At 41.8% G+C, this 11,113-nt stretch carries 13 protein-coding genes and 1 pseudogene; 1 reads left to right on the forward strand and 13 read right to left on the reverse strand.

Annotated elements, in window-relative coordinates; genetic code table 11:
• Both J6I68_RS16100 and J6I68_RS16105 read right to left on the reverse strand, forming a co-directional pair.
• Window positions 1–309 (reverse strand): annotated as a pseudogene (locus J6I68_RS16100) (MFS transporter); the annotation flags it as partial.
• Window positions 310–364: 55 nt separating this feature from the next.
• Window positions 365–895: a TetR/AcrR family transcriptional regulator gene (locus J6I68_RS16105; protein WP_292221776.1), complete on the reverse strand. Its 531-nt coding sequence runs from the start codon at window positions 893–895 to the stop codon at window positions 365–367.
• 144 nt (window positions 896–1,039) lie between these two features.
• On the opposite strand from J6I68_RS16105, the gene J6I68_RS16110 reads away from it, so the two are divergent.
• Complete coding sequence (locus J6I68_RS16110; RefSeq protein WP_292221778.1) at window positions 1,040–1,492, forward strand: hypothetical protein; 453 nt, start codon at window positions 1,040–1,042, stop codon at window positions 1,490–1,492.
• A 164-nt stretch (window positions 1,493–1,656) separates the two neighbouring features.
• On the opposite strand, the gene J6I68_RS16115 is transcribed toward J6I68_RS16110, so the two are convergent.
• The 11 genes from J6I68_RS16115 to trpD all read right to left on the reverse strand — a co-directional run bounded on the left by J6I68_RS16115 (window position 1,657) and on the right by trpD (window position 10,758).
• On the reverse strand, window positions 1,657–2,436 hold the full coding sequence (locus J6I68_RS16115) for a protein-ADP-ribose hydrolase (protein ID WP_292221780.1): 780 nt from the start codon (window positions 2,434–2,436) through the stop codon (window positions 1,657–1,659).
• Between the two features lie 17 nt (window positions 2,437–2,453).
• Complete coding sequence (locus tag J6I68_RS16120; protein WP_292221781.1) at window positions 2,454–3,416, reverse strand: SIR2 family NAD-dependent protein deacylase; 963 nt, start codon at window positions 3,414–3,416, stop codon at window positions 2,454–2,456.
• 41 nt (window positions 3,417–3,457) lie between these two features.
• On the reverse strand, window positions 3,458–3,898 hold the full coding sequence (locus tag J6I68_RS16125) for an Rrf2 family transcriptional regulator (RefSeq protein WP_292221783.1): 441 nt from the start codon (window positions 3,896–3,898) through the stop codon (window positions 3,458–3,460).
• A gap of 48 nt (window positions 3,899–3,946) precedes the next feature.
• Window positions 3,947–4,594 carry a pyridoxamine 5'-phosphate oxidase family protein gene (locus tag J6I68_RS16130; RefSeq protein ID WP_292221785.1) on the reverse strand — a complete coding sequence of 216 codons (648 nt, stop codon included), beginning with the start codon at window positions 4,592–4,594 and terminating at the stop codon, window positions 3,947–3,949.
• A gap of 67 nt (window positions 4,595–4,661) precedes the next feature.
• On the reverse strand, window positions 4,662–5,060 hold the full coding sequence (locus tag J6I68_RS16135; protein WP_292221787.1) for a pyridoxamine 5'-phosphate oxidase family protein: 399 nt from the start codon (window positions 5,058–5,060) through the stop codon (window positions 4,662–4,664).
• 226 nt (window positions 5,061–5,286) lie between these two features.
• Entirely contained in the window at window positions 5,287–5,766 is a 480-nt protein-coding gene (locus J6I68_RS16140; protein WP_292221788.1) for a GNAT family N-acetyltransferase, read from the reverse strand.
• Between the two features lie 468 nt (window positions 5,767–6,234).
• A complete protein-coding gene (gene trpA, locus J6I68_RS16145; RefSeq protein ID WP_292221789.1) occupies window positions 6,235–7,005 on the reverse strand; it encodes a tryptophan synthase subunit alpha in 771 nt (256 codons plus the stop codon).
• Window positions 7,005–8,204 carry a tryptophan synthase subunit beta gene (trpB, locus tag J6I68_RS16150; protein WP_292221791.1) on the reverse strand — a complete coding sequence of 400 codons (1,200 nt, stop codon included), beginning with the start codon at window positions 8,202–8,204 and terminating at the stop codon, window positions 7,005–7,007. The genes trpA and trpB overlap by 1 nt, the downstream gene beginning before the upstream one ends.
• Before the next feature lie 21 nt (window positions 8,205–8,225).
• On the reverse strand, window positions 8,226–8,882 hold the full coding sequence (locus J6I68_RS16155) for a phosphoribosylanthranilate isomerase (RefSeq protein ID WP_292221793.1): 657 nt from the start codon (window positions 8,880–8,882) through the stop codon (window positions 8,226–8,228).
• 45 nt (window positions 8,883–8,927) lie between these two features.
• A complete protein-coding gene (gene trpC, locus J6I68_RS16160) occupies window positions 8,928–9,707 on the reverse strand; it encodes an indole-3-glycerol phosphate synthase TrpC (protein ID WP_292221795.1) in 780 nt (259 codons plus the stop codon).
• A 28-nt stretch (window positions 9,708–9,735) separates the two neighbouring features.
• Window positions 9,736–10,758 carry an anthranilate phosphoribosyltransferase gene (trpD, locus tag J6I68_RS16165; protein ID WP_292221797.1) on the reverse strand — a complete coding sequence of 341 codons (1,023 nt, stop codon included), beginning with the start codon at window positions 10,756–10,758 and terminating at the stop codon, window positions 9,736–9,738.
• Between the last annotated feature and the right edge of the window lie 355 nt (window positions 10,759–11,113).

The following is an 11,113-nucleotide window of genomic DNA, read 5'->3' on the forward strand; positions in this document are numbered from 1 at the left end:
ACCGTAGGGTATAACAAACACGAAAAGCATCGCATATGATGTCGAGAATGAAAAGCCAAGAAGCCCGAACACTGTCAGCAGGATGGATACGATCACGATCCACTTTGTATGAAATCTTCTGATCATCCTTGGGCTGATCAGTGCCGATATTATCGTCATAAATGAAATTGCCATCGAAACATAACCAGCATACGAAGATGGAACTCCAAAGGCCACCTGCATAGTAGGCCAGCCTGATCCCAGAAGGGAATCCGGTAGCCCAAGACTAACAAATATCAGATATATTACTGCAAGCAAAAGAGAATACATACTTCATTACCTCCATCTGTCTCTTCGTTTGTACCGCAAATATGGCAACCTTGTCTTATAGCAGTTTCTGTGTTTTTAATCTTTCAACAAGTTCAGAAGTCTGTTCTATGATAGTTTCATCAGAATACTTGTTTTTTATCTTTGCCCTTTTGATGGTTTCAAAAACTCCACAAATCATAAAGGTAAGCTTAAACTCGTCTTCTATATTGTCCGGAGCGCTTGCATAATAAGAAATAATGCGCTCCTCCAGGCTATTAATTAGTACATGAAATCGTCCGCTATACAGTGGTTGCAATTCCTTCTTATGTTTGTCTAAAATAATGGGCATGTTTGAGATAAACGCCTTGGATTCATTGACAAAATTAGCTTTATCAACCAGTTCCTTGGTTATATCATCCATGATTTCCTCCTCCAATGCTTCTGACAGATCAGAAACATCTTTGTAATACTTATAAAATGTGGTTTTGTTTATCAGCGCAATATCGCAAATTTCCTTTACCTTAACACGCTCTAACTCAGTCCTTTCTCTTATTAGTAAGAAAGCATCCCTAATGGCTTTTTTTGTCTTAACTACCCTTAAGTCCATAAATATCCTCCAATTACAACAACTGTTTTCCAGTTTCGTTGTTTATCCTACTAATTCCAAAAATCATCTCTTGAATTCAGCAACTATAGTTGCTAAACTAACAATCATTGAATAAATCTTACTATAATCTTATGGAGGTTTCAAATGAATAATAAGAAAAATATAATTAAATCCGTAATACTTGCAGCACTGGTGGGAACAATTACTGTTCTTGGGCTAACTATTCTTATTTATGCTACCTTTTTTCAAAACTGGCTATCAGCCTATGTAGAACTTACGCCGGATATTGTTGCGATAATATCGAGAGAAAATGTCAATATGTTCACCATGATAATGGCAAACATAGCCCATGGCTTCCTCATTGCCATTGTCCTATATTGGGGTGAGTTCTTTACCTCAAAGCAAGGAGCTGTTGCAGCAGGAACGATAGCATTTTTAACTGAACTATATTTTTGCTTCTCGCAGTACTCCATTCTAAAAACTATGTCTCTAGTTACTGCTATAGCGGATACCTGTATGTGGACATTTATAAATCTATTCGTAGGAATTGCAATTTCATGGGTGTATAGAAAAACTCTAAGCAGTGTATCTCAATAAGTTAAGTTTTTTCTATGAAAACAGCCCGTATCTGATGAAATACTGTTTTTCTCGCAGGTAATCGGGGCAGCCGGATGACTGCCCCAATCTGCCATTAACTTCCTCAAGCGGTCTCTGAACATTATGCCAGAGCCGTCTCCTTATAGTGCTATAATGCAAATGCTTTAGCACAGCAGTTCACTATAAATTCTCAGGTCCTCATCTTTAAATACATTAAAAATAACCTTCTTTATCCTTTGATTCTTATCAAGATGATCTTTCACAGTCTTTACTGCAATCTCAGCTGCCATATCCTGTGGAAATCTGAAAACTCCGGTAGATATACAGCAAAAAGCAATGGACTCCACTCCGTTCTCTGCAGCAAGTTCAAGGCACGATCGATAGCAGCTTGCCAGAAGCTCCTTATCTTCTTCCGTTACATCCCATTGGATAATCGGACCCACTGTATGTAGGATATACTTTGCAGGCAGATTGTATCCTGACGTAATCTTAGCCTGTCCTGTAGGTTCTTCGTGCCCCTGGGCTTGCATAATGTCATTCATTTTAAGGCGGAGCTCTACACCAGCGTAAGTATGGATATAATTATCAATGCAAGAATGAAGAGCTGAAAAACAGCCCAGCATCTGGCTATTGCAGGCATTAACAATAGCATCACACTTCAAAGTTGTGATATCTCCCTGCCATATGTATAGTCTGTCATCAGCTTTAGTCGGGGTAAGTTCTGAAGCATCAGTAATCCTACGCTCCCTGTTTCTCTCCTGCAGATACTCATCCTGAATCTTAAGGAAATCCTCTCCAATCGGATCCGGCATTCTGACGTTCATAAGAGAACGAAGGAGCCTCCTTTGTTCGTCCGCAGTTTCAGGTATACCAATCGCCCTTATCTTTTTCTGTTCATTTAAAAGATACTCTATAAGATAAACTCTTCTCTCATCCTGGGTCATGTGTTACCGCCTTTCGCTTATTTCTTAAGTGCTATAAGAACATCACCAATGTCACCATCTATGCAGATACTTCGCTTTGAAATATACTCCGGGCAGAAAGCTTCGCCATAATTAACGCAGGCATATACAGCATTCTCATTTTCTGCTGTTCTCTGCCAGAAGGGATACTTGATAATTACAGGTGTGTTTGCCCCTACTCCAAGCTCAAGATAAAGAACATGAAGGTTCTCATGTCTTCTCATAAAATCATTATATCTCTCGTTAGCAGCATACCAGCCGTCATCCTGTACGAAGCTATCATCTGCTCGAAGATTCATGATAAGAGGTTCATCACAGTCAGGACAGTAAGGAACATGCTCTTTCGGAATCTCCATCTTTACTTTTGAAAAATCAGGTTCTCCCGCCTCATTTATCGGAACTACCAGTTCTCCTTCGTCGCCAAAGGTAAATCCTTGTGCAAGAAGCATCTCTTTTACCTGTTCTTCATTATCGTATGTGACCTGCCTGCAGGGATCCGAACACTGCCAAAGGCCATAATCACCCTGAGTGTAGAACATACGCTTTTTATCAAATCCGGCTCTCTGGAACTGATGATCAACGTTGGTGGTAAGAACAAAATAATCTTTATCTTTTACAAGTTCCAAGAGGTTCCTGTAAACAGGCTTGGGAACGTCAACATATCTGTTCACATAGATGTGCCTTGACCACCATGCCCAGTATTCTTCCTTTGATTTAAAAGGATAAAAACCACCGGAATATATGTCCCTTATTCCATATTTATCAGCGAAGTCCTTAAAATACTTAAGAAATCTCTCTCCGCTATATGTAAAACCCGCCGAAGTAGAAAGACCCGCACCTGCTCCAATAACAATGGCATCTGCATTTTCTATTTCTTCCTTTAATCGGTTGATCTTATCTTCTATAGAAATCTTGTTCTGATAATCTATGCTTCCAAAAAGATTGTTTCCAAATATTCTCATGGCATCTCCTTTCTGTTTTTTGTTTAAAAAGAGCAGGTCGTTTAACCTGCTTCCTGCTCTTTGATCAATATCTTCATGTCTTTCGCCAGGTCCGCAAGAGTAGTCTTTGACAGACTTTCCAGCATGGCATTCTTTGCATCTGCAAGCTTATCGTCCAATAGTTGATGGACATTTCTGCCTACAGGACAGTTGGGATTGGGATTCTCATGGAATTTAAAGAACTCTGTATCTTTTTCCACTGCAAGAAGTACATCCTTAAGAGTTATGTCCTTTGGATCCATTGCCATTTCCGAGCCTCCGACTCCAGGCTTTGTTTTAATAAAACCAGCCTCTTGAAGCATAAGCAGCATATTTCTGACAATCACCGGATTCGCATTTACGCTTCCTGCCAGAAATGTAGATGTCGTTTTTGCTTTTCCGTCAAATTCTATGATTGCAAGTAGTATATGTGTGCTGACTGCCAGCTTACTTGAAAATTGCATAATTACCCTCTTTTCTTTGTGTTTTCTATTGTAATTATACAGATTACATCATCTCTTTACAACGGCACCTACAGGGCAGGCTCTAAAACAGTTCCCGCAATGCAGACAATGCTCCTGTCTAATAACAAGCGGCACATCGGATGTATCTATGCACTTTTGCGGACACGCGCCATAGCACGCCTGGCAACCGATGCATTTGTCTGTAATAAAATAGCCACCATGTTCCTTTTCCTGTACTTCGCTTCCAATGGTAAAACTGCCTCTGGTTATTGGTTTAGTAGACAGGTCAAAGAACTCTCCCGTACCTTCAGTCATTCTAAAGACTTCAAGTGCATTTCTGGTGGAAGGATCAGGATAGATTTCAGCCATATATGGATTCTCTGCAAATACTTCATCAAGCTTCTCAGTTCCGATACTTTCAATCTTTCCACGGATAGATACAGCTCTTTTATGTATTGATGCTTCCCTGACATCCATCCCTTCACCACCGCTCATTCCGGTAAGTGAAATATACTTCTGATCCGTTAGCTGTGAGTAAAACTCTTTTCCCTTAGCAGTAATGAAATAGAAGGTCTCATCATCCGCAAGCATTATATCTATAACCCTGGTTACCGGATGACCATCCTCATCTACTGTGGCCATGACAGTGCTGTGAATTTCATTCCTGAGAATTCTTAAGTAATCCTTTGTATCCATATCTTATCCCTCATCTAAAAACTGGTGCAGACTTTTAATTTTCAAGCCTGCACCTTAACTGATCTTTTTATGCTTCAATAACAACAGGGTCTGCTGTCATAGAATACTTTGTTGCCTTTGCATCCTCTACTCTAAGAACCTCAAAGATTCCATCTCCAAGAGTATAAAGGTTGCTAGGACCTGTAGGGTCTTCAAGCATAGCCTTTCTTGACTCATCATTATCATCACGAACAGCCTTTCCATTGATACGAATCCATGTGCCGTCCTTACCCATTCCACAGATTTCAATCTTGCTGTTCTTCTGAATCTGCTTGTAAACATCCTTTGTATTGTTTGTGCAGATATAAAGGCTGCCGTTGATTTCTGTAAGGGAGCTAAAAGGACGAACTCTTGGCTGATTATCCTCATCAAGTGTTGCTACATAAAATACTCCTGTTTTTCTAAGTTCTTCTACGATTTTGTTCATTTTGAAAATCCTCCTCGAAACTGTTGTAATTTGTTTTGTTACATCTGATGGTTGTAATATAACATGTTACAATTGCATTGTCAACTATTTTGTTACAACCTTTTTTTAAATTTTCTCAGCACGCAAAAAAACCCATGATTATCAGCCATTTGCCAATAATCATGAGCTCTATAAATGGTATTATAAAAAATGTGTTTCATGGAAAGTTATATTAAAAGATAAAGCCTTATAGTTCCTTATAATACGGACAAATATTCTCATAATGTCCATCCTTCATTCGAAATCCTCCAGGAATGGTTCCCAGTTGCGTGAACCCTAAACGTTCATACAGATGTCTCGCATGGGTATTGCTCTCCACAACCGCATTAAACTGAAGAACTCTGAAACCAAGTTCCTTTCCTTTCTGCAGACAGTCCTTAACAAGCTGCTCCCCTATATGTTTTCCTCTTACATCCGATGATACAGCATAACTGGCATTACAGATATGGCCACATCTTCCAACGTTATTAGGATGAAGTATATATAGACCGTAAATCTTGCCATCTTCCTCAGCTACACCGGTAAAACTTTGAGAGGCAAAGAACTCAGCCCCTTTTTCCAGGTCCAGTGTTTCTTCCTGAGGAAAAGCGATACCATCTTCAACAACCTCATTCCATATACGTATAATCTCCGCCAAATCATAATCAGAGTATTCTCTTACTTTCATAACCTCTCCTTAGCACAATTATTTAAAATATAATCTGTCCAATGATTTTGTTTAACCCTCACACTAAATTCTAATACAGCACCGGATATTTGATTATCCGATGCTGTTATTTTTATCTGCTAACCTGGGTCTCAATATAGCTTGTTACAAATGAAATAATGTTGATATTTTTTCTTGGTCTCCCGAATATCGAGTACCATACCGAGTACCACGGGAGTACCATTTTTCTATAAATTATAATGATTTATAACAAGTTACATACGAGAACAAATTACCACGAACCTAGTAAATATGCGCTTTCATAGAGTTTTATGACTCTTTATGGAGATTCATGAAACAGGCGTTCATATAACGATTCCCAATTTCATGGTAATTTATCTCCTTTAAAACAATTATTTACATAAAAATAGCCCTAACACGGCGAATATATATTACCATGTCAGGGCAGATTTGTAAAAGAACTATGGGTTACCTCATGGCATCCTTCATGGAGCGTACATACTCACCAACGTACCTTGGACAGTCTCTTCCATACTTCTCAATTATCTTGATGATGGCTGAGCCCACGATGGCTCCGTCAGATATATCAGACATCTTCTTAGCCTGCTCTGGAATTGAGATTCCAAAGCCAATGGCACAGGGAATATCAGTGCTCTTTCTTATGGCTGCCACAATAGAATCAAGGTCTGTTGTTATCTCTTTTCTTGTGCCAGTAACTCCAAGGCTTGATACCACATAGATAAAGCCCTTGGCCTCTTTTGCAATCATGGCTATCCTATTTTCTGATGTAGGTGCTATGAGAGATACAAGGTCCACATCATACTTGTTGCAGATATCCTCAAATTCTTCCTTTTCTTCAAATGGAAGGTCCGGAAGGATAAGACCGTCTATTCCGATCTCATTGCAGGTTTTTATGAATTTATCTGCATCGTAGGAATATACTACATTTGCATAGGTCATAAATACCATGGGTATAGTTACTTCTTTTCGAAGCTCTCGCACCATGTCAAAAATCTTGTCGGTGGTAACTCCCCCTGTTAGTGCACGAAGATTTGCTCCCTGGATAACCGGGCCCTCTGCTGTTGGATCAGAAAAAGGAATACCAAGCTCTATAAGGTCAGCTCCATTTGCTACCATCTCTATTACAGCCTTTTTTGTGGTCTCAAGATCAGGATCACCGCAGGTTATAAAGGCGATGAATGCCTTTCCGTTTTCAAAAGCTCTTTTGATATTACTCATCACTCATCCTCCCCTACATATGTAACGCCCTTGTATCTTGCGATTGCTGCGCAGTCCTTGTCACCGCGGCCCGAGATTGTTATTACGATGATATCATCCTTACTCATCTTACCTGCGATCTTCATGGCATGAGCAACTGCATGAGCTGACTCAATTGCAGGAATGATGCCCTCTGTTTTAGAAAGATACTCAAAGGCGTTTACTGCCTCGTCGTCAGTTACAGGAACATACTCTGCTCTTCCAATGTCATGAAGGTGAGCATGCTCAGGGCCGATTCCCGGATAATCAAGGCCGGCTGAGATTGAATATACCGGGGCAATCTGACCATACTTATCCTGGCAGAAATATGACTTCATTCCGTGGAAGATTCCAAGCCGGCCGGTATTTATAGTAGCTGCAGTTTCAAAGGTATCTATGCCCCTTCCAGCTGCTTCACATCCAATAAGTCGCACATCTTTATCTTCTATGAAATTGTAAAAACTTCCAATGGCGTTTGATCCGCCGCCTACGCAGGCCAAAACTACACTTGGGAGTCTGCCTTCTTTTTCAAGAATCTGCTCTTTTATCTCTTTTGAAATAACAGACTGAAAGTCCCTTACGATTGTTGGAAACGGGTGTGGTCCCATAACCGAACCAAGGCAGTAATGGGTGTCGCTTATCCTGTTAGTCCATTCCCTCATGGCTTCTGAAACTGCGTCCTTAAGGGTTGCTGTTCCTGTTGTAACAGGCACTACCTTTGCCCCAAGAAGTTCCATTCTGTACACGTTAAGAGCCTGCCTCTTGGTGTCCTCTTCACCCATGAACACAACGCACTCCATGCCCATAAGAGCTGCTGCTGTAGCTGTTGCAACGCCGTGCTGACCAGCTCCGGTTTCAGCGATGAGCCTTGTCTTTCCCATTTTTTTTGCCAAAAGAGCCTGCCCAAGAACGTTGTTTATCTTGTGGGATCCTGTGTGGTTAAGGTCTTCTCTCTTTAGATAGATCTTGGCACCGCCCAGGTCCTTGGTCATCTTTTCTGCGTAGTACAGAAGGGACGGCCTTCCTGCGTATTCGTTAAAAAGAGTCTGAAGCTCTTTATTAAACTCAGGATCGTCCTTGTAGTGGTTATAGGCCTCTTCAAGCTCTATCACTGCATTCATCAAAGTCTCTGGAATGTACTGTCCGCCGTGTACTCCAAATCTTCCATTTTTGTTAGTCATGCCATTTCTCCTTATTCTTCATCACAGACTATTGCAATCCATGTCTCTTACTGCTCTTACAAATGCTCTCATTTTTTCCGGGTCTTTTTTCCCTTCCGTCTCGATTGCACTGCTCACATCAACTGACATTGGCCCAAGCTCGCTAATAGCTGCCTTAACGTTTCCTGTATCAAGTCCTCCTGCAAGAAACCAGCCCTTCGAAGATCTTTTAAGGGTTCTTGTAACTTCAAAGCTTTTAATTATCTCCCAGTTAAAGGTCTGTCCGCTTCCAGTCCCGGAATCCAAAAGAAAGTAATCCGGAGAGGATACTGCAAATCCATCAAGCGCCTTTAATAAGCTTTCTTTATCTCTGACCTTCAGGGCCTTTATGATCTCACACCCCGGCGAAAGGTCTCTTAGTCTCTCAACATAGCTGCTGTCTTCGTGTCCATGGAGCTGGGCTACATCAATAACTTTTTCATTTAAAAGCGCTGCAACCTTCGATACATCTTCATCTACAAACACTCCAACAGCCTTTATGCCGGGCAAAAGAGCTGTTTTCAGTCTCAGGGCTTCATCCCTTGATATAAACCGGCTGCTCTTTTCCCAGAATACAAAGCCTATGTACTCAGGTCTAAGCTCATTTACAATTTCTATATCAGCCATTCTTGATAGGCCGCACAGTTTGATCTGTGTCATGTCTGCCTCCTTGGGACAAAAGTAACTGTTTATCCCTAAGCACATTCAAAGCCCCTTAAGCTCAGATAGTTTCTTTTTCTTATCCTCAGCTCTCATAAGTGTCTCTCCTACAAGTACCGCATCAGCTCCAATCTGCTTAAGTATATTGACATCCTCTGCGCTCTTAACGCCGCTCTCGGATACGAAGATAACATCTCTTGGAATAAGCTCCCTTAGCCTTCTGCTATTTTCCGTATCTACAGTAAAGTCCTTAAGGTTTCTGTTGTTTACACCAATGATCCTGGCGCCGCACCCAAGGGCCATCTCTACTTCTCTTTCATCGTGGGTCTCAACAAGAGCCGAAAGGCCAAGCTCGTCACATATTGCCATATATTCCTTTATCTGTTCACTTGACAATATGGAGCAAATGAGAAGAACTGCCGAAGCTCCCAGTATCCTGGCTTCATAGATCATGTACTCATCAACTGTGAAGTCCTTCCTAAGACACGGAATACTTACAGCCTTAGCTATCTCCTCAAGATACCTGTCACTTCCAAGAAACCACTTTGGCTCTGTAAGAACTGAGATGCAGTCAGCTCCTGCTCTGTCGTAGTCTCTTGCAATGTCAAGATATGGGAAGTCTTCTGCAATGATTCCCTTTGAAGGAGAAGCCTTCTTGCACTCACAGATAAAAGAAATGTCGTCCTTCCTAAGAGCCTTTTCAAAAGAAAAATCCCCTTTAGGCATGGAAAGTGCTGCATTTTTTACTGTATGAAGCGGGGCCTTTTCTTTTGCCAGAGCCACCCTTTCCTTTGCATATGAAGCTATCTCATCCAAAATAGTCATAGTATCAACTCATCTTTCTTAACAAACCTTACTCCGGTCTGTTACTTACTTCTTTTACTTTCTCCAATGTTTCCAGGGCCTTTCCTGAGTCGATCAGCTCTGCTGCCAGCTTGATCCCCTCTGCGAAGCTCTCTGCCTTACCTCCGATATATAATGATGCACCGGCGTTTAATAAAACCGCATCTCTCTTAGGACCCTTTGCTCCCTTTAATATGTCGATGGTGATCTTAGCGTTCTCCTCAGGAGTTCCGCCAACCAGCTCACTCTTATCACACTTTTTAAATCCAAATTCCTCTGGGGAAACCACGTAGGTCTTGTACCATCCGTCCTTGATCTCGCAGATCTTGGTGTCGGCGCTAAGTGAAATCTCATCAAGCTTATCAAGGCCATACACAACCATTCCTCTCTCAACACCAAGGCTTACAAGGACCTGAGCCAGTGGCTCAACCAGGTACTCATCGTACACCCCAAGAAGCTGCATCTTGGGAGATCCCGGATTTGTAAGTGGTCCAAGGATGTTGAACACTGTTCTGAAACCCAGCTCTTTTCTGATGGCTCCTACATACTTCATGGATGTGTGGTACTTCTGCGCAAAGAAGAAGCACATTCCGGCTTCGTTAAGAAGCTCAATACATCTTTCAGGACTCTGCTGAATATTTACTCCAAGAGCTTCAAGGCAGTCAGCAGTTCCGCACTTGGAGGAAGCTGCTCTGTTTCCGTGCTTGGCAACCTTCATACCGCCTGCAGCTGCAACAAGAGCTGATGTTGTAGATATGTTAAAGCTTCCTGCGTTATCTCCGCCTGTTCCAACGATCTCGAACACATCCATACCAGTGTCCACTTTGGTTGCATGGTCTCTCATAGCTGCTGCGCAGCCTGCGATCTCATCAGTTGTCTCAGCCCTTGCGCTCTTGGTTGAAAGAGCGGATAAAAATGCAGCGTTCTGAGTGGGGGTTGTCTCGCCGCTCATGATCTCGTTCATAACGCTGTAGGCTTCATCATAGGTAAGGTCTTCTTTGTTTACAATTTTTACGATTGCTTCTTTGATCATGTCCTGATCCTCCTTCATGTTGTGTGAAGCAGCCTCTGCCAGAAGATTTCCGGATAAAAGAAAAGTCCCTGACAGAAAACTCTTAGTTTCTGTCAAGGACGAATATGTACTGTTATGTACGCCACTATCCGCGGTGCCACCTTGCCTTCACGGTTTGACCCGTGCTCTTATAGGATACCTTCATATCCCGGGCAACTAACGTATGCCATCACGTTGCAGAATACTGTTGTTCCTCTGCACCCTCTGTGGTCCATTTGATAATCTGTTTCCTGCCCGGCTCGCACCTGCCCGGACTCTCTGTGAGGTCATGTATTACCGTTATCTCCACTTCATCGGTTTGAAGTATTAAATTAAA

Source organism: Butyrivibrio sp., assembly GCF_017940685.1.
Classification (GTDB): domain Bacteria; phylum Bacillota; class Clostridia; order Lachnospirales; family Lachnospiraceae; genus Butyrivibrio.